The 18,999-nt window shown below is 67.2% G+C and carries 15 protein-coding genes; 9 read left to right on the top strand and 6 right to left on the bottom strand.

What is annotated here, in order from left to right; translation table 11 throughout:
* Window positions 1–54: 54 nt before the first annotated feature.
* The 3 genes from DQ353_RS08685 to holA all read left to right on the top strand — a co-directional run bounded on the left by DQ353_RS08685 (window position 55) and on the right by holA (window position 5,400).
* Entirely contained in the window at window positions 55–1,257 is a 1,203-nt protein-coding gene (locus tag DQ353_RS08685) for a Fic family protein (RefSeq protein WP_113762450.1), read from the top strand.
* A 576-nt stretch (window positions 1,258–1,833) separates the two neighbouring features.
* Complete coding sequence (locus tag DQ353_RS08680; protein ID WP_113762363.1) at window positions 1,834–4,305, top strand: ComEC/Rec2 family competence protein; 2,472 nt, start codon at window positions 1,834–1,836, stop codon at window positions 4,303–4,305.
* A 96-nt stretch (window positions 4,306–4,401) separates the two neighbouring features.
* Window positions 4,402–5,400 (top strand): DNA polymerase III subunit delta, encoded by a 999-nt coding sequence (gene holA / locus DQ353_RS08675; RefSeq protein ID WP_113762362.1) that lies wholly within the window; start codon window positions 4,402–4,404, stop codon window positions 5,398–5,400.
* Between the two features lie 49 nt (window positions 5,401–5,449).
* On the opposite strand, the gene DQ353_RS08670 is transcribed toward holA, so the two are convergent.
* From DQ353_RS08670 to DQ353_RS08660, 3 genes are all read right to left on the bottom strand, one after another.
* Window positions 5,450–6,181 carry a phosphatase PAP2 family protein gene (locus DQ353_RS08670; RefSeq protein WP_286166691.1) on the bottom strand — a complete coding sequence of 244 codons (732 nt, stop codon included), beginning with the start codon at window positions 6,179–6,181 and terminating at the stop codon, window positions 5,450–5,452.
* 251 nt (window positions 6,182–6,432) lie between these two features.
* Window positions 6,433–6,693, bottom strand: a complete 261-nt coding sequence (gene rpsT, locus DQ353_RS08665; RefSeq protein WP_113762361.1) for a 30S ribosomal protein S20 — start codon at window positions 6,691–6,693, stop codon at window positions 6,433–6,435.
* Between the two features lie 316 nt (window positions 6,694–7,009).
* Complete coding sequence (locus DQ353_RS08660; protein ID WP_113762360.1) at window positions 7,010–8,854, bottom strand: FAD-dependent oxidoreductase; 1,845 nt, start codon at window positions 8,852–8,854, stop codon at window positions 7,010–7,012.
* 592 nt (window positions 8,855–9,446) lie between these two features.
* Between DQ353_RS08660 and DQ353_RS08655 the strand changes: the two genes are divergently transcribed.
* On the top strand, window positions 9,447–10,205 hold the full coding sequence (locus tag DQ353_RS08655) for a helix-turn-helix transcriptional regulator (RefSeq protein WP_286166690.1): 759 nt from the start codon (window positions 9,447–9,449) through the stop codon (window positions 10,203–10,205).
* Window positions 10,206–10,229: 24 nt separating this feature from the next.
* On the opposite strand, the gene DQ353_RS08650 is transcribed toward DQ353_RS08655, so the two are convergent.
* Window positions 10,230–10,817: a type II toxin-antitoxin system PemK/MazF family toxin gene (locus DQ353_RS08650; RefSeq protein ID WP_113762359.1), complete on the bottom strand. Its 588-nt coding sequence runs from the start codon at window positions 10,815–10,817 to the stop codon at window positions 10,230–10,232.
* A 134-nt stretch (window positions 10,818–10,951) separates the two neighbouring features.
* On the opposite strand from DQ353_RS08650, the gene lepA reads away from it, so the two are divergent.
* Window positions 10,952–12,796 (top strand): translation elongation factor 4, encoded by a 1,845-nt coding sequence (gene lepA, locus DQ353_RS08645; protein WP_181578301.1) that lies wholly within the window; start codon window positions 10,952–10,954, stop codon window positions 12,794–12,796.
* Between the two features lie 2 nt (window positions 12,797–12,798).
* On the top strand, window positions 12,799–14,028 hold the full coding sequence (gene hemW, locus DQ353_RS08640) for a radical SAM family heme chaperone HemW (RefSeq protein ID WP_113762357.1): 1,230 nt from the start codon (window positions 12,799–12,801) through the stop codon (window positions 14,026–14,028).
* Window positions 14,029–14,133: 105 nt separating this feature from the next.
* On the opposite strand, the gene DQ353_RS08635 is transcribed toward hemW, so the two are convergent.
* On the bottom strand, window positions 14,134–14,547 hold the full coding sequence (locus DQ353_RS08635) for a DUF4870 domain-containing protein (protein WP_113762356.1): 414 nt from the start codon (window positions 14,545–14,547) through the stop codon (window positions 14,134–14,136).
* 218 nt (window positions 14,548–14,765) lie between these two features.
* On the bottom strand, window positions 14,766–15,620 hold the full coding sequence (locus DQ353_RS08630) for a DUF3097 family protein (RefSeq protein WP_113762355.1): 855 nt from the start codon (window positions 15,618–15,620) through the stop codon (window positions 14,766–14,768).
* A gap of 279 nt (window positions 15,621–15,899) precedes the next feature.
* Here DQ353_RS08630 and hrcA point away from each other — a divergent pair, with 279 nt between their 5' ends.
* The 3 genes from hrcA to DQ353_RS08615 are packed head-to-tail and all read left to right on the top strand — an operon-like array spanning window position 15,900 to window position 18,893.
* The gene (gene hrcA, locus DQ353_RS08625) at window positions 15,900–16,913 is read left to right on the top strand and encodes a heat-inducible transcriptional repressor HrcA (protein ID WP_113762354.1); all 1,014 of its coding nucleotides are present in this window, start codon (window positions 15,900–15,902) and stop codon (window positions 16,911–16,913) included.
* A gap of 49 nt (window positions 16,914–16,962) precedes the next feature.
* Window positions 16,963–18,093: a molecular chaperone DnaJ gene (gene dnaJ, locus DQ353_RS08620; protein WP_113762353.1), complete on the top strand. Its 1,131-nt coding sequence runs from the start codon at window positions 16,963–16,965 to the stop codon at window positions 18,091–18,093.
* Window positions 18,090–18,893, top strand: coding sequence for a 16S rRNA (uracil(1498)-N(3))-methyltransferase (locus tag DQ353_RS08615; protein WP_113762352.1), 804 nt, complete (start codon window positions 18,090–18,092; stop codon window positions 18,891–18,893). Before dnaJ ends, DQ353_RS08615 begins: the two co-directional genes overlap by 4 nt.
* Window positions 18,894–18,999 lie beyond the last annotated feature (106 nt).

The following is an 18,999-nucleotide window of genomic DNA, read 5'->3' as shown; positions in this document are numbered from 1 at the left end:
TCAAGCATCGTCCATACCAAAGGCTAAGTGCATAGCCTTTGGTATGTTTGGGTGGTGACCACAGATAAACAGCAGCCCGGCGTCTGGCCGGCGACCGGATACGAAGCACGCCCGTGGGTGCGCGCCGGGAACGAAGTAGCCTCTCGTCGGGCCAAGCTCCAGGCCCGCGGCGACTACCAGGCCGCCGTCCCACCGCTCATCGCTGCAACCCCGGTTGCACTGCCCGCCGAGACGATCGCCCTGGCCGATGATGCGAGCCAGGAACTCGCCCGATTCGACGCCGAGGCCGGAATGATCGCCGCCCCGTTCGCATCCATCCTGCTGCGCAGCGAGTCTGCTTCCAGCTCGGAGGTGGAGAACCTCACCTCCAGCGCCAAGCAGGTGGCCCTCGCGGAGATCGGCGAGTCGAAGTCCGGGAACGCGCGCCTGGTCGTTGCAAACGTTCGCGCCATGACTGCGGCCATCGCGCTGTCCGACCAGCTGGACGAGCACTCGATCATCGCGATGCACGATGCGTTGCTGCGGGACACTGCGCCCGAATATGTCGGCCACTGGCGCAACGAACAAGTATGGATCGGCGGCGGCAGCATTTCGCCGCACGCCGCAGCGTTTGTGCCGCCCCACCACACCCGCGTTGCGAGCCTGATGGCCGACGTTGTCGCATTCGCCCGGCGCACAGACGTGCCGGTGCTCATCCAGGCAGCGATTGCCCACGCGCAATTCGAGACCATCCATCCCTTCCCCGACGGCAACGGCCGGACCGGGCGGGCACTCCTGCAGGGCATGCTTCGCCACGGCGGTCTGACCCGCAATGTCACCGTGCCCGTCTCGGCTGGGCTCCTCTACGACACCGATGCCTACTTCCGCGCGCTGACCGAGTATCGGGCAGGGAACACAACCGCCATCGTCACCGCCGTGGCTGAAGCATCCTTTGCTGCGATCCGGAACGGCCGTGTGCTCGTGAGGGACATCCAAGACGCAGCTGCGCGCTGGGACGACCTGGTCGTGGCCCGAAGCGACTCATCCGTGCACAAGGCGAAGAGCTACCTGCTCCGCCAGCCCGTTGTGAACGCAAAGACCCTGGCCGGTGAGTTGCAGATCAGCGAAGTTGCCGCCCAGAAAGCAATCGACCGGCTGGTCGATGCCGAGGTGCTCACCCAGAGCAACACCGGCCGCAGGAACCGCATCTGGCAGGCCCCGGAGATCCTCGCCGCACTTGATGCGTTCGGCGCACGAGCCCGGCGTCGCCGCGGCTGAGAGACGCAGAAGGGTCTGGGCAAGCGCTTCCGCCTGCTATCTCGGAGAATGCATCGAGTCATGGAGCGGCATTCGTGCGTCGTCCTGCCACCAAGGCTTTACGCCATTCAGCACCGACCCCGCGAGCATGCAACGACAGGCGTGTGGTCGGTTGCCATGCGTGGAATTCCCAAGCCCTGGTGGTGTCATCCACTCGCCAGGAACCGTACCGAGGGGGCGCGCCGGTTGTTGATCAGGCGACGATTTCGGTCCGGACGAATTCCTTGGTGGCATGGGTCCTGCCCTGGGGAGGTTGGCGGCTGCAGACGATAACGTCACCAAAAGAGAGTGTGGGCGAACCCCACGGTGGAGCAGCGCCCGACACAACCACCAAAATTGCCTCTGGAACCGGCAAACCCCGGGAACCCGGGAACCGACAAGCGCCCCGCTGTCGATTTCCGGGTTACCGGGCGTGTTTCTCCACAGCCGGGCGCTGATCCGGAACGCACGGCAGGCGGATCGTGTGCACTGGAGGGCATGGGCTCTTACACGCGCCGTGATCAAGCCGCAGGAGGAAAGTGGAAGGCGGCCCCCGCCATGGGCGGGCTCGCCGACCTGATGCCGGCAGCCCTGGCCCGGCGTCCGAAGGGGGATCCTGATCGGGAGCCCGGCCGCGTTGACCTGCGCGGCTGCTGGGCGCTGGCCGGGGCCTGGGCCGCGGCGCTGTGCGGGGTGCAGCTGGCCGAAGCCCCCCAGGTTTACTGGGCCGTGGGACTGTGGCTTGCCGCCGGGGCCGGGTTGCTGGCGCTGCTGCGCCCCCGGCACGGGCGCCTCGGGCCGGCCGCGACCCCGAGCTTTGCCGCACCGGCACTGGCCTGCGCCGCGGCGGGGCTGGTCTTCACGCAATTGGTGCTCACCGGCGCCGGCAGCAACCCGGCCGCCCTGGAGGACGCGGCGGCCAGCGGGTCGCCGGTGCGCGTCCAGCTCGCCTTCACCGCCGCCCCGAGGCCAGGGACGGCCATCGACAGGTTTTCCGAGGACGCCCGGGAGCACCGCCGGTTCACCGTCGAGGCGCGGGTGCTCTCCGTGGCCCGGAGCGGGCACTGGATAGTCTCCGGGGTCCCGGTGCGGCTGAGCTACCCCGAATCCCGTGCCGGCAGCGTCCCGCCGGCCGCCGGCACCACCGTGGAGGTCATCGCCTCGGTCTCGGCCGCCGAGCCCGGGGACCGGTTGAGCTTCTGGCTCAACGCCGCCGCCGACCTGCTGCCGGTGGGCGAGCCGAAACGGCCGGGGGTGTTCGAGGGGATGCGCGCCCGCTTCGTCGCCGCCTGCGCATCGCTGCCGCAACCGGCCCGCGCCCTGCTCCCGGGCATGGTGTTCGGGGACCGCAGCGGAGCGGACGAGGCGCTGGGCGAGGCCATGAAGGTGGCGGGGCTTTCGCACCTGAGCGCGGTCAGCGGCGCAAATTGCGCCATGGTGCTGGGTTTCGTGGTGGCGCTGTGCCGGGTGCTGGGCCTGGGACGGGCGCCCACGCTGGTGCTCGGCCTGGGCGCGCTGGCCGGGTTCGTGCTGCTGGTCGGATACGAGCCCAGCGTGCTGCGCGCGGCGGTCATGGGCACCATCGCGGCCGTGGGGGTGCACGCCTCCCGGGGCCGGAACGCAATGTCCGCCCTGTCGCTGGCGGTGGTGCTGCTGCTGGCCATCGACCCGTGGCTGGCCGGCGAACCGGCCTTCCAGCTCTCCGCCCTGGCCACCGCCGGGATCGTTGTCATCGGGCGGCGCCTGGCCGAACGGCTGAACCGCTGGATGCCGGCGGTCCTGGCCGAGGGCACCGCCATCGCGCTGGCCGCACAGATCGCCTGCCTGCCGGTGCTGGTGGTCCTGAACCCGTCCTTCTCGCTGTACTCGGTGCCCGCGAACCTGCTGGTGGCACCGTTCATCCCGTTGATCACCGTGGCCGGGACGCTCGGCGTCGTGGTGCTGATGCTGGTTCCGCCGGTCGGCCTGGCCCTGGTGTGGGTGGCGGGGATGCCGGTGCTGGTCGTGGGATTCCTCGGAACGTGGATCGCCTCGCTGCCGGGGGCGCTGCGGCCCTGGCCAGCCGGTGCGGCGGGGATCCTGTTGGCGTGGGGCATCGTGCTGGGCATGCTGGTTGCCCTGGGCCAGGTGCGCCCGCTTGGAAGCACCTGGCGGTCAGCGGCGCGGCTCGGTGTGCAGGGGGTGGTGACGGGGTTGTTGCTGGGGCTGGTGCTGCCGGTCACCGCGCTGGTGCCCGCCCCGGCGATCGATTGGCTGGTGGTCGCCTGCGACGTGGGGCAGGGCGACGGGATGCTGTTGAACGCCGGAGACGGAAGCGCCGTGGTGGTGGACACCGGGCGCGAGCCCGGACAGATCGATGCGTGCCTGGATCGGATGCGGGTCAAGGAGGTCGCCGCGGTGTTCATCACCCACCGGCATGCCGACCACGACGGCGGGCTGGAGGGCGTGGGGGACCGGAGGAGCGTGGATGCACTGTACTATTCCGCGGCCGACGACCCGGATGACCCTCCGGTGATCACGGATGGCAGCGGCCGGGAACCGGAGGCGAAGCAGCTGGGTTCGGGTGCCACCGGCAGCGCCGGGCCGTTGTCGTGGCGCGTGCTGGGGCCGATCCCCTCGGGGCTGTTCACCGACGAGAACGACGCATCGCTGGTCATCCGCTTCGAGATCCAGGTGCCCGGGGCGCCGCGGCCGGTATCGCTGCTGGCCACCGGGGACATGCAGGAAGAAGCCATGGGCCAGCTCATCGACCAGGAGCTCATCACCCATGCCGACATCCTGAAGGTGGCGCACCACGGGGCCGCGAACGGCGGGATCCGCACGGCGCCGGCGGTCCGGCCGGTGCTGGCGCTGATCAGCGTGGGGGCGCAGAACACCTACGGCCACCCCTCGGAGACTGCGCTTCGGGCGCTGGAGGAGAACCACGTGGTGGCGCTGCGCACCGATATCCGCGGGACCATCATCGTGGGCTGGGACGGAAAGGGATTGGCGGTTTCCTCCCTCGGCCCGGGCGCGGTCCCTGCGCCGTAATCGACACGAATACCGGACAACCATAGGGGATATGCCGCTTTCCGGCGTTGGGGATAGGATCGATGGGGTTGTTCAAACACTAGGTAAAGGTCGGTCATGGCAGCGCCACGAGGCACATCCAAGAACGCGGGCATTTCATGGCGGTCCGTGGCTCCCGCGCCACTGGTCCTGTTGCAGGGGTCCGAGGAATTGCTGGCCAGCCGCGCCTTCGATGCCGTGCGTTCGGCCCTGCGTGCCGGTGCCGAGATCGAGCTCGTCCGCTTCGAAGCCAACAGCTACGAACGTGGCGAACTGCTGTTGGCCTCCAGCCCCTCGCTGTTCAGCGAAACCAAGCTCATCGAGGTCCGCTCGATGGCCGCAATGAACGAGGACTTCCTCAACGACGCCCTGGCCTACGCGAAGTCCCCGGCGCCCGATGCCACCTTGGTCATGCACCATTCCGGGGGAGTGCGCGGGAAAAAACTGCTGGATGCACTCAAGGCCGCCGGAGCGGTTCTCGTTGACTGCCAACCGCTGAAGAAGGACTCCGAAAAGATCGACTTCGTCACCCAGGAATTCCGGGCGGCCAAGCGCAAGCTCAGTGCCGAGGGCGCCCGCGCCCTGGTTGCCGCACTTGGCAGCGACCTTTCGGAACTGGGCGCCGCCTGCTCCCAACTTTTGAAGGACACCACCGGGGCCATCGACCAGGACATGGTCGACAAGTACTATGGCGGACGCGTGGAGGCCACCGGGTTCAAGGTAGCCGATGCGGCCTTGGCCGGCCGGGCAGACATCGCCCTGAGCACGCTGAGACACGCATTGGCCACGGGGACCGACCCGGTGCCGATCGTCGCAACCCTGGCCATGAAGCTGCGCCAGGTCGCCAAGGTGGCCGGGGCGCGCAAGTCCTCGGGCCAGCTGGCCAGCGAGTTGGGGATGCCGCCGTGGCAGGTCCAGCAGGCCCAGGAACAGGCCCGGCATTGGAACGTCGATGACATTGCCCGCTGCATCCGTCTCGTCGCGGAGGCCGATGCCCAGGTCAAAGGCGCGTCACGCGACCCCGAATATGCCGTGGAGCGTGCCGTGACCCAGATATCGTTGGCTGCACGGCGCTAGGCGGACCGCGACTACGCCCGGAACCGCGAAGCCGGACGAGCCTCAGGTCTCAGGCCTTGGGCCGCGGCGACGCACCGGAGGCTTCCGGGCGCGTCGGCAAGGGGCCGAAAGCGCCCAGGAATCCCAGGCGGGAGACCAGCGCCACGGCGTAGCGGTTCCACAGTCCGCAAAAGAACAGGACCTCGGCACTGGCGCCCACCATGGCTGCCAGCACATCCGTCGGATAATGCACGCCCACGTAGAGGCGCGATAGCGCCAGTCCGGCCACCATCGCGCTGCCGAAAACCACCGAGAACCGTTCCCAGCGGGTTCCGCGGGCCAGTAACCAGATGGCGAAGGCCAATCCCACCGCCAGGCTGACGTGCCCCGAGGGGAAGGAATCGAAGCCGCTTTCGGGTGCCAACGGGTCCGCGAGCAGGGCCGGGTTCGGCCGCGGCCGTTCCACGACGACCTTGAAGAGCTGGGCGGAAAGCCAGCCCACGGACGCGACCGACCCGAACGCCAGCGCATTGACCGGGGAGCAGCGCACGACCAGCAGGATCAAGCAGGCCAGCGCCGGCAGGACAGTCCCACCCACAGGGCTGAAGATTCCGCTCAGGGCCATGGCCACCGCGTTGAGCACCCCGTCGTGGTGCCCGCTGAGCTCCTGGTCCACCACCAATTCCGCACCCGCATAGCCCGGAATGAAACGGGCGCCGAAGCCCAGGGTCAGCACCGCGGCGACAAGCCTGCCGGGCACCATGATCCATCGCCGGATCTGTGGCAGGGTTTCCAGTCGCATGGCCGGGTCCGTATGGGCAGGTTCACGTCGGGGTGCGGTGTGGTTGCCCATGGGTCGGATGAGACCCGCGTCCGGGTCCGTTGCTGCTCGAGGCGGCACCCGTCCGGGCGCCCGATCGATCATAACGGCGCCGGCGGGGTGTTTCCTGCAAGGACCGTGGGCAAAGAAACGGAAAGCGTGTTAAAACACAAAAGGCTTCCGTTCCCCTAGATATGGAGGAAAGGAAGCCTTTTGCTTCAGTGACGCAATCCTTAGAGGGCGTTAACCTTCTTGGAGATGGCCGACTTGTGGTTTGCTGCGTTGTTCTTGTGCAGCACACCCTTGGTCGCGGCCTTGTCGATCTTGCGGCCAGCTGTAACCAGTGCGGTTGCTGCTGCGTCCTTGTCTTCGGCTGCAACGGCAGTGTTCACTGCGCGGATTGCGGTGCGAAGTTCGGACTTGACGGCAGCGTTACGCTGGCGTGCCTTCTCGTTGGTGAGAATGCGCTTCTTCTGGGACTTGATATTAGCCACTGTATTAAACTCTCTTGCTCATCGCTTGTAATGGTCGGTGAGGGATATCTTCCGGGCCATTGACTGAGCGGCGTGGGGATACCTATGGCGACCCGGGAGAAGTGCCCGTCGACCTGCGCGGACACACAAGAAGTAATACTAGCAGGTTCAGGTGGCCGTCTCGACACGAAAGCACCGCGAACAATTGTGAGCTACACCCGCCGTGGCGAAGCGGGCCTCACCGGCAAGCCCATGCGTGAAGTCACGCCACAAACGGCACCGAGCGCTCCCTGGCCCTGAAAACAGGGGCAGTCCATGCGCCGGCAGGTCCCGCAATCTAGTGTGCAAGCTCCATCAGGTCGTCGATCGACATGCCTGCAGCCGAGGCGGGTCGTCCCAGTATCGAGGACAACACCTCGAAAAGCGCGGCCTGCGGATCCGCAACCATGCGATGGGACCGCCACCCGATGTGCTTGTCCGGGCGGACCAGGATGACACCGTCCTCTTCGATCTCGCGTTGGTGCATCCAATCACCGTAGAGGTCCTGCACCTCAAGGCCCTCGCCGACGACCACGGCCACCAGTTCGATGCCAAGCCCCGCGGCCACCTCGGCTGCGGCGTCCGCCCACGCCTGGCCGGTGATGCCGGTAAAGAGCGTGAAACCGGTGCCCTTGGCGATGTCGTGGGTGGAGAACTTTCGGTCCCTGTCGCCGAGCCAGGCATGGGGAAGGCGCAACCCCGGGTAGGTGGATTTCTGGTGGTGGAGCATCGGGTCTTGGGTGGCTTCGGGGCGTGCGCCTCCGTCGGAAACAACGGCGCTGGACTCGTAGAACTGGCCGATCTCCGTGCCCTGGGCGTTGAACTCGTAGTCCTTGTTGTCCAGGGCGGCCCGCAGGACAGTGCGGCGTGCGGCGCCCTCGGGGGAGTTTTCCTTGCGCAGTTTGAGCTTCCGCACGAATTCCTCGTCGGTGGTGGCGTCGGTGACCCCCAGGGCGTCGAAGATCGGCTTGTATTCGCGCCCGGAATCATTTGCACGGGTGACGATCTGCTTGGCGACCGGGGCCCGCTCGACCGAGTAGGTTTCCAATAGCTCGGGGCCGGCCTGCCCCTTGATCACCGCTGCAAGTTTCCACGCCAGGTTGTAGGCGTCCTGGATGGAGGTGTTCGAGCCCAGCCCGTGGCTTGGCGGGTGCTTGTGGATGGCGTCTCCCGCACAAAAGACACGTCCCTTTTGCAAGTGCGTGGCGTATTGCTCGTTGTTGCCCCACAACGAGTACCCCAGGATCTCGACCTCGAGGTCCCCGATGCCGACCAGGTTGCGGATGACGCGGATGGCCTCGTCGTTGTCGAGCACCGGGGGCTCGCCGTTGATGTCGAAGCCCCAGCAGATCAGCCACTCGTTCCACGGCCTGACCATGCGGATCAGCCCGGCGCCCAGGCCGCCGATGTTGGAACCGGGGTTGAAGACCCAGTAGAGGATCGAGGGGCGGTGGGCGGCCAGATGGGCGAGGTCGGCCTTGAAGGTGATGTTCATGGAGCCGCCGATGTCCATGGCGCCCTCCATGGGCAGGTCGATGTCGGCGGCGACCTTCGAGCGGGCGCCGTCGGCGCCGATGAGGTAGTTGGCCCGGATCGTGTATTCGTGTCCGGTGAGCCTGTTGAGTACCTGCACGCTCACGCCCTCGGCGTCCTGGGTGTGGCTGAGGTATTCGGTGGAGAATTGCGTTTGGGTTCCGCGCATGGTGGCGTTCTTGAGCATGATCGGCTCCAGCAGCGTCTGCGGGATGTCGCAGGGCATCGAGGGGGAGGCAAGCTCGTAGTCGGCCCGGCGGTCGGGGCGCAGTCCCCAGGTGGGGCGGCGCCCGATTTCCTCGCCGGCCATGGACTCGCAGTAGACGGTGTCACCCATGAGCTCGTGCGGCGTCGCCTCGGCCAGGACCTGGTCCTCGATGCCTGCATCTCGCAGCACCTCCATGGTGCGCTGGTTGGTGATGTGGGCGCGCGGGGTGTTGGCCGTCCAGCGGTACTTCGTGATCATGATGTTCTCGATGCCCTGGTTGGACAGGAAGAGTGCAGCGGAGCTGCCGGCCGGCCCGGAGCCGACGATCAGGACGTCGGTCTTGACGATGTTCGGGGTCTGGGGCGAAGCGGTTTCGGTGATTCCATCGTTGAAAACAGGCATTGGGTGCCTCCCTTGCTGGGACTTTTGCGCACTGCCCGTGGCGGGCAGTGCGGGGAATGACTCGAGTGTTGCAGCTCACAGGACGGCGCGGGTCGGCGGCCGGCGGCCATGGCCGGAAAGTGCCAAAAGTCGTCCGGTGGGGGCAAAAGCGGTGGCCCGGGGGCGCGCTCCGCGCGCCGGGGTGCCGCTCGGGGCCGTGCGTAGGTCGCCGGTATAGGGTCGCAGGGCTCGCGACCGGCAGGTGGGGCGGCGCGTGGACTTTCGGCCCATTGTGATTCGCGCTACACTGCTGGGGCCATGGACAAGAACCAAAACGATGCCTTGCAGCAGGTTGCTGCCAGGGGGCGGGAACCACTCGCTCCGGGCACTGTTCCGCCCCCGGCCAGGACGGCCAGGCTCGTGAAGTTCAGCACGAACGGGATTCCTTCGGGCAACCGGCTGGAGCTGTGGGAGCACCACAATGCCAAGGCGTTGATCCCGCTGGATATCCGCACCATGGATGAATCCCCATTGCAGGCCAGGGAGATCAGCCTGCGCTACGGGTCGCTGAGGTTTGCCGGGGTCAGGGGCAGCGCGCAGGTCGTGGAGCGCAGTGAGCGCTTCATCCGGCAACATTCCACCGGGGTGGTGGCCATCTTCTTCGCACTGGAAGGGGAGGCGTTTCTACCACCGGGACGGCCACGAATCGCTGAAGCCGGGACAAGCGGTCATCTACGATGCCGACCTGCCGTTCATGCGTGGTTTCAGCAAGGGGCTGAAGGAGCTGGTTCTGACGATTCCCCGGGACGACTACCTGGAACTTTCCGGAGGGACGCCGCTGGTGCGTCCGCGGGTCGTGGATTTCAACCAGGGTGCGGCGGGGAACCAGCAGATGCGGGCGTTGGCCCGGCTGGTAAGCGACAGCCTCGCGGGACGGGCCCGGGGCGAATCGGACCCCGGCGCGTGCCCGGAAGGCTCCGCCCTGGACATGCTGGGCCAGTTGGCATCCGGGGGCCGCGGCGGCGCCGGTCCGGGGCATCTTCTTGCCGCGCGCAACTACATCGAGGAACACCTGCACGACCCGGAACTGCACGTCTCCGGGATTTCCGCGGCCATCGGCATCAGCGAGCGCCAGCTGTCGCGGATCTTCACGGAGGCGGGGGACCCGCCCGGCGGCTACATCAGGCAGCGGCGGCTGGAAACGGCCAGGGATCTGCTTGCCGATCCCGCCCACGGTTCCAGGTCGGTGGGCCGCATCGCGGGGGAGCTTGGCTTTGCCTCGCAGGGCTACTTCACGCGCGCCTTCAAGGCGCGGTTCGGCGTTGCCCCGCTGGCGCTGCGCCAAGAGGCGTTGCGCGGCACCGATACCTAGCGGTGCCGCGCACGCTGCGACGGATCAGTTGCCGGAGAGCTTCGCGGCGACCAGGGCGAAGCGCTTGCCGTCCAGGATCGCGCCCTCCCGACGGATCCCGGCTTCGCGCAGGCGGATGACCCGGTCGAGTTTCACCTCGCTGGGTCGGCCATGCCTGTCCCAGGGCCCGGTGCCGATATCGACATAGTCGCGGTCCCGCACCTGCTCGTTGCTGTGGTCCTTGGACGTCAGCATCAACGCCAGCAGGTAGCCGTTCTCGCGCCCCACCAGCAGCACCGGCCGGTCCTTGCCCTGGGCGTGGTTTTCCTCGTAGGGAACCCAGGCCCAGACGATTTCTCCCGGATCCGGGCGCCCGTCGGCCTTCGGGGCGTAATGGGCCCGCACGGCTCCCGTGAAATCGCCGGGGTAGCCGCCGAACTCCCAGGTTCCGGATTCCCCGGTCACATGGGAATCCGAAGCAGGGCGGTTCATGGCGGGCCTGCGGGTCGAGGGTGCCGCGGGGCGGTTGCCGGTCGGACGGGTGGTGCCGCGTTGCTGCTTTGAGGCACCCTTCAGGGCGGATTCGAGCACGCGGCCCAGGAAACGCAGGACCGAGTTGGAATTGAACTTCATGTGCACAAACTACCAGCTGGGCCCCGCACCCGAGTCGCAGTGCGACACCGTGGCCCCAATCATGGGAGAATGGCCTGTGCGAAGTATTTTGCACCCCACTTAACATTTTCGTCCCCCTTAGCGAGGTCCCTTACGTGTCACCCATGGCCCGCACCGCACCGGTGCCTGCCGCGACTGATCCGGCGATCATCAGAAACTTCTGCATCATCGCCCACATCGACCACGGCAAGTCGACCCTGGCCGACCGGATGTTGCAGCTCACGGGAATCGTCTCCTCACGCGACATGAAGGCCCAGTACCTGGACCGCATGGACATTGAGCGCGAACGCGGCATCACCATCAAGTCCCAGGCCGTTCGCATGCCGTGGGAGGTCGATGGACAGTCCTACGCACTGAACATGATCGACACCCCCGGGCACGTTGACTTCACCTACGAGGTTTCGCGTTCGCTGGCTGCCTGCGAAGGTGCGATCCTGCTGGTGGATGCCGCCCAGGGCATCGAAGCCCAGACGCTGGCGAACCTCTACCTGGCCATGGAGAATGACATGACGATCATTCCCGTGCTCAACAAGATCGACCTTCCCTCCGCGCAGCCCGAGAAATACGCCGCTGAGATCTCCAAGCTCATTGGCTGCGACCCGGAGGACATCCTTCAGGTCTCGGGCAAGACCGGCATGGGCGTCGAGGCGCTGCTGGACAAGGTCGTGCGCGACCTGCCGGCCCCGGTGGGCAACCCGGACGCACCGGCCCGCGCGATGATCTTCGACTCGGTCTACGACACCTACCGCGGCGTTGTCACCTATGTCCGCGTGGTCGACGGCAAGATCTCGCCCCGCGAAAAGGTGCAGATGATGTCCACCGGCACCACCTACGAGCTGCTGGAAATCGGGGTTTCCTCCCCGGAACCCACGCCCAGCAGGGGCCTTGGCGTCGGCGAGGTCGGCTACCTGATCACCGGCGTAAAGGATGTGCGCCAGTCCAAGGTCGGCGACACCGTCACCAACTTCGCCAAGCCGGCCGAGAAGTCCCTGGGCGGTTACCAGGACCCGAAGCCCATGGTCTTCTCCGGCCTGTACCCGATCGATGGTTCCGACTACCCGGCCTTGCGCGATGCACTGGACAAGCTCCAGCTCAACGACGCGGCACTGACCTACGTCCCGGAAACATCGGTGGCGCTGGGCTTCGGCTTCCGCGTCGGCTTCCTGGGCCTGTTGCACCTGGAAATCACCCGCGAGCGCCTCGAGGCCGAATTCAACCTCGATTTGATCTCCACCGCACCGAACGTGGTGTACGAGGTCATGACCGATGACAAGAAGCTGCGCACCGTGACCAACCCGAGCGAGTTCCCCGACGGGAAGATCCTCGAGGTCCACGAGCCCATGGTGGCCGCCACAATCCTGGCACCGAACGAATTCGTCGGCGCCATCATGGAACTGTGCCAGTCGCGCCGCGGCGTCATGCGCGGCATGGACTACCTCTCCGAGGAGCGCGTGGAGATCCGCTACTGGCTTCCGCTGGCAGAGATCGTTTTCGACTTCTTCGACGTGCTCAAGTCCAAGACCCGCGGCTACGCGTCGCTGGACTGGAAGGCCGACGGCGAACAGATCTCGGACCTGGTCAAGGTCGACATCCTGCTCCAGGGCGAACAGGTCGATGCGTTCAGCGCCGTCACCCACCGTGACAAGGCCTACGCCTACGGGCTGATGATGACCCAGAAGCTGCGCGAACTGATTCCCCGCCAGCAGTTCGAGGTGCCGATCCAGGCAGCCATCGGCTCGCGCATCATCGCCCGCGAGTCCATCCGTGCCATCCGCAAGGATGTGCTGGCCAAGTGCTATGGCGGCGACATCAGCCGCAAGCGCAAGCTGCTGGAAAAGCAGAAGGCCGGCAAGAAGCGCATGAAGATGGTCGGCCGCGTGGAGGTTCCGCAGGAAGCCTTCATCGTCGCCCTGTCATCCGACGAGCCCAAGAAGAAGTAGTCATGGCCTCTGCCTTGCCCCTCGGGGACCCGGCGCCGTCCCACGGGTTGCTTCCGGCAACCTGCATCGACGGCGCCGCGGAGCGCACCTTCTCGGTGTACGTGCACATCCCGTTCTGCGCCGTGCGCTGCGGCTACTGCGACTTCAACACCTACACCGCGCACGAGCTGGGTTCCGGATCCAGCCAGGACACCTACGCCGAGGCGGTCTCCGCGGAGATCGCCTTTGGCGCGAAGGTCCTGGAGGAATCCGGTGTTCCCCGCCGCGAGGTGTCCACCGTCTTCTTCGGCGGCGGCACTCCGACGTTGTTGCCCGCGCAGGACCTGGTCCGGGTGCTGGCCGAAATCCGCACGCAATGGGACTTGGCTCCCGACGCGGAAATCACCACCGAGGCCAACCCGGACTCGGTCACCCGCGAATCCCTGCAGGTGCTGAAAGACGGCGGTTTCACGCGCGTGTCGATCGGCATGCAGTCCGCCGTGCCGCACGTGCTGAAGACCTTGGACCGCACGCACAACCCGGAGCGGGTGGGCCTGGCGGTTGCCTGGGCCAAGGACGCCGGCCTGCAGGTGAGCGTGGACCTGATCTACGGCACCCCGGGGGAGTCGATCCGGGATTGGCGCACCAGCGTGCAAACCGCGCTTGGCTACGATCCGGACCACATCTCGGCGTACGCACTGATCATCGAGGAGGGCACCCGGCTGGCCGGGCAGATCCGCCGCGGCGAGGTCGCGAACATCGATGACGACGACCACGCGGACAAGTACCTGATCGCCGACGAGCTCTTCGCTGCCGCCGGTTACAACTGGTACGAGGTCAGCAACTGGTCCAAGGACGAATCAAGCCGTTGCCTGCACAACCTTGCCTACTGGCGCGGCGGCGATTGGTGGGGAGCCGGCCCCGGGGCCCACTCCCACGTGGGCGGGCTGCGCTGGTGGAACGTCAAGCACCCGGCCGCCTACCAGCAGCGCATCGACGCGGGGACCTCGCCGGCGGCCGGGCGGGAAACCCCCGACGCCGAGGCACGCTACCTGGAGAAGGCCATGCTGCTCACCCGCATCGTGGATGGGATGGACACCGGCGAGCTGCTGCCCGAGGGCCGCAAGGCCATCGCCGGGTTGATCGCCGACGGGCTGGTCGTTCCCGAGGAAGCGTTTGCGAAGAAGGTCGTGCTGACCCTGCAGGGCCGGCTGCTGGCCGATGCGGTGCTGCGGCGGTTGCTGGACTTCTAGCTCCGGCCCGGCCCGGGAAACGGAAAAAGACGGTGTCTGCACCGGGTCCCATGGGGTTCGGTGCAGACACCGTCTTTTGCATCTGCTGGTAGGTGGTGGTCCGGTTTAGTGGAAGAGCCGCAGGTTCAGGCCGTAGCGGTAGGGACGTGACTTGTTCGCGTTGATGCCGGCGCGCACGCCGCTGACGGTCAGGAAGAGCCAGATGGCCACGACCAGGATCGCGAAGATCCATCCGATGCCCGGGATCAGCGAGAACAGGTGCAGCACGATCGCCAGGACGGTCAGCGGGAAGGTGAAGTTCAGCGCTTCCTTGGATTCCTGGGCGGTGAACGGGCCGCGGGCCCGGAAGACCGCGTAGATGATCAACGAGGGAATGCATCCCAGGATCGCACCGAAGTGGGCGATCATGGCCCATTGCCGGTCCTCGGAAGGTGTCAGGGGCAGGGGTGCGGCCGAGGAACCTTCGAATCGATCCGGCTGACTGTCGCCACCGGGTGCATCTCGTGCCTCGTCTACCACTGCTGATGTCCTCTTCGTTGCGTTGGCTGAACCGTTGGCCAGTTTATCCTCAAACCGGGATCTCCGATGAACGCGAAATGCCGTTTGGCCCGCATTCGGGGTGGCGAGCCGCCTTTGTTGTGGATTCGTAACCATCCCCGCGGCCCCACGTGCCCGTTCACGGGTCCGCGGGTGAGGAACCTCACCCGCGGACCCGGCCGGTGCCCTGCGGGAGCCGGTCAGTGGTCCCCGGCGGTGAGGAAGTCGATGACTTCCTCGACCCGGCCCAGCAGCGAGGGCTCCAGGTCGGCGTAGGAGCGCACCTGTCCCAGGATGCGTTCCCAGCCCTGGGCCACATCGACCTGCTCGGCGTGCGGCCAGCCCAGTCCCTTGAGGATGCCGGTCTTCCAGTCGGTTCCGCGCGGAACCACCGGCCAGGCGCGGATCTTCAGCACAGAGGGCCGGATGGCCTGCCACACATCGACGTACGGGTGTCCGACGATCAGCACGTTGCCCGCGGCCCCCGGAACCCGCATGGCCTCGGCGGCGATCTTCGCCTCCTTGGTGCCCGGGAGGAGGTGGTCGACCAGGACGCCGAGCTTGCGCTGCGGGGAGGGGGCGAAGGCGCGGATGGCGCCGGCCAGGTCGTCGACGCCGTGCAGCGGTTCGACCACGATGCCCTCGACGCGCAGGTCGTGGCCCCAGACCTTCTCGACCAGCTGGGCATCGTGCTTGCCTTCGACCCAGATGCGGCTGGCCCGGGCGGTGCGGGCCTTCAGGTCGGTGACCATGCGTGAGCCCGAGGCGCTGCGGGCGGTGCCCAGGGGTGCGGCGGGAGCCGCGGCCGGTTCGATGATCTCCACCGGTTCGCCCTCGAGCAGGAAGCCGAAGCCGGCGCGGAAGGACTTGGTGCGGCCGTGCCGGTCCTCGAGAACCAGCACGCGCATGCCGCCAGACTTTTCGCTTCGCACGACCTCGCCGACCCAGCCGCTCTGGACGTCCTCGAGCAGCAGGCCCAGGGCGAGCGGGACCTTGCGCAATACGCGTTTCTTGGGGGCGCTGATATCCTGGGCGCCCCAGCCGTGGTAGCTCATCGTGTCACTTTCACCTATGGGTTCACAGGTCCTTGGGCCGCTGCGCGCACGGGCCCCGGCCCCGGGCCGGAGCCACGGGTTTGGTGCAATCGGCGGGTGTGTCGAACGCGGCATCGCGGTCAAGGACCAAACCATGCTAACAAGAGGTTCCGAACGTATTAGACTTGGCAGTTGAACGTGTCGAGTGCCAATGCGCGCCCCCGAACCCCGGATTCCGGCCGGGGCGTGTGCAATGCCATCCCTTGACCATGGTGAACCGGCTTGTCAGGAGAGGTGAGAATGACCGAACCACGTCGGCTCGAGGTCCTTCGAGCCATTGTTGAAGATTATGTGCAGTCGCGCGAACCCGTCGGTTCGCGTGCCCTGCTCGATCGCCACAACCTGGGCGTGTCGGCGGCAACCATCCGCAACGACATGGCCTCCCTGGAGGAAGAGGGGCTCATCGTCGCCCCGCACACCTCCTCGGGGCGGATCCCCACGGAAAAGGGCTACCGGCACTTCGTCGACCAGATCGGGGACATCAAACCCCTTTCTGCCGCCGAACGCCGCGCCATTGCCGCGCTGCTCGAGGGTTCCCACGACGTGAACGACGTGCTGGAGAACACCGTGCGGCTGCTGGCCAGCATCACCCGGCAGGTCGCCCTGATCCAGGTCCCGCACTTCTCCAACGCCACCGTGCGCCATATCGAGTTGGTCGGGCTGGGCGCCGGGCAGACGCTGGTGGTGCTCATCGCCTCCAGCGGCAAGGTCGAGCAGCGCGTGATCCTGCTGCCCGGTGCCGTGGGCGAGGAGGACCTGCGCCGGTTGCGCCAGGTGCTGCTCTTGGCGCTCGATGCAAAGCCGATTGCCGAGGTTGCCCGGCTTGCCCTGGGCATTCCGGATCTCGTGGAGCCGCGCCTGGCCCCGGCGGTGCGCGCGATCAGCGAGGCCCTGGGCGCGCTGGCCCGCAATTCCGCGGTGGACAGGATCCTCACCGCGGGCACCGCGAACCTGGCACGCGCCAACATGGATTTCCCGCTGAGCATCACCCCGGTGCTCGAAGCCCTGGAGGAGCAGGTGGTGCTCTTGCGCCTCTTCTCCGAGCTGGAGCAGGATGCCCATGGCATTGCCGTGGGCATCGGCGCCGAGAACCAATACGGGGCGCTGACCGAGGCCTCGGTCGTCGCCACCGGCTACGGCCCCGGCGAGCAGGCCATGATCGGCGTGCTGGGCCCCACCCGGATGAACTACCCCGCCTCGATGGCCGCCGTGCGCGCCGTCGCCCGATATCTTTCACGAATCCTGGCCGGCTGATGCGGGTCCAAAGCAATTGTTTGAAGTACGAAAGGACACAGCGAGCACTGTGAGCACCCATTACGAAGTCCTGGGCGTCAGCAAGGACGCCACCGGCGAGGAAATCAAGAAGGCCTACCGCAAGCTGGCCCGCAAACTGCACCCGGATGTGAACCCCGGTGATGATGCCAGCGAAAAGTTCAAGCTGGTCACCCGCGCCTACGAGGTGCTTTCGGATGCGGAAAAGCGCGCCAACTACGACGCCACCGGCAACGAGAACGGCAACGGCCAGACCGGTTTCGGTGGCGGCGGCGGCTTCGGCGGAGGTTTCGGGGACATCTTTGAGCAGTTCTTCGGCGGCGGCGGAGCCCAGGGACCGGCCTCGCGCACCCAGCGCGGCCGCGACGCGCTGATCACCGCCACCATCGACCTGGGCGACGCCGTCGCCGGGACGGTCTACCCGCTGGAGATGGAAACGGCAGTCACCTGCTCCACCTGCGAGGGCAGCTGCTGCCGCCCGGGCACCTCCCCGGTCACCTGCACCATTTGCCACGGCGCCGGCCAGGTCCAGCGCCCGGTGCGCTCCTTCCTGGGCCAGATGATGACGGTGGAGACCTGTGCCGCCTGCCGCGGCTTCGGCACCACCATCGAAGACCCCTGCATCGACTGCAGCGGCCAGGGCCGGGTCCGCGAACGCATCTCCAAGCAGCTGAAGGTCCCCGCCGGCGTGGCCAGCGGCACCCGCATCCACCTGGCCAACCAGGGCGAGGCAGGTCCCGGCGGCGGTCCCAACGGGGATCTGTACGTCGAGATCGAGGTGCGCCGCCACAAGATCTTCGAACGCGACGGCGTCGACCTGCACGCCCGCATGAATGTCCCGATGACCGCCGCGGCACTGGGCGCGGACCTGGATTTGGAGACCTTCGACGGTTCCCAGGTCATCGAGGTCGAATCCGGCGCGCAGTCCGGCGACACCGTGCGCCTTCCCGGGCTCGGGGTCCCGCGGCTGCGCGGCGGCAAGCGCGGGGACATCATCGTGCACCTGCACGTCGAGACCCCCACCAAGGTCGATGCGGCACAGCGTGAGCTGCTTGAGCAGCTGGCCAAGCTCCGCGGCGAGGAATTCGCCGAGGGCCGCATGGAAAACAGCGGCGGCATGTTCTCCCGCCTGCGCGGGAAGCTGGGCAACCTGGGCGCATGAGCAACCAGTGCTTCGTTCTTCCCGCCGGTGAGCTCGCCGGCGCGCGCGTGGACACCGAACTGCACCTGGACGGGCCCGAGGGCCACCATGCGGTGACGGTCAAGCGCGTGCGTGCAGGGGAAATGATCGATCTGGTCGACGGATCCGGCATTCGGGCCATCGCCGAGGTCACCGGCACGCAGAAATCCGCGCTCGATGCCATCGTGCGCGCCCTGGAGGTCGAGGCCGCCGCACCGGTGGGGGTCACCTTGATCCAGGCCCTGGCCAAGGGGGACCGCGACCTGCAGGCCGTGGAGTCCGCGGTCGAGCTGGGCATCGATGCGGTGCGGCCCTGGCAGTCGGACCGTGCGATCGTGCGCTGGAACGAGGCCAAGGCGGCCAAGGCGCTGGGCAAGTGGGAATCAACTGTGCTCGCGGCGCTGAAGCAGTCCCGCCGCACCTTCCTGCCCGAGGTCCGTCCGATGCTCACCAGCTCCGGGCTGGCCCGGGACATCGCCGCGCGCGCCTCCTCCGGGGTGCCGACCCTGGTCGTGGTCCTGCACGAGGCCGGAAAGGATTCGCTGGCCACCGTGGTCACCCAATGGCTGCAGGCCAACCCGGTGGCACCGGCCGCCGGGGCCGGGGCGCGTCCGGAAATCGCCCTGGTCGTGGGCCCGGAGGGCGGGATCTCGGATGCCGAGCTGCAGAAGTTCACCGCGGCAGGGGCCAAGGTCGCGCTGTTGGGCAGCCACGTGCTGCGGGCCTCCACCGCCGGCCCGGCCGCCCTGGTGCTGGTGCGCCACCTGCTCGGCCAGCTCTAGGAAGCCGCTTGCCGGCCCACTCCAATCAAAAAGCACCATGCACAGAGGGATCCCCCGGGCGGGGGATCCCTCTGTGTATGTGGTGGGTGCCGGCAGTGCTTTGGCG

The organism is Arthrobacter sp. AQ5-05, assembly GCF_003287975.1.
GTDB lineage: Bacteria > Actinomycetota > Actinomycetes > Actinomycetales > Micrococcaceae > Paeniglutamicibacter.
The sequence above is the reverse complement of the archived record's forward strand: the minus strand, read 5'-3'. Positions and strand labels throughout refer to the sequence as shown.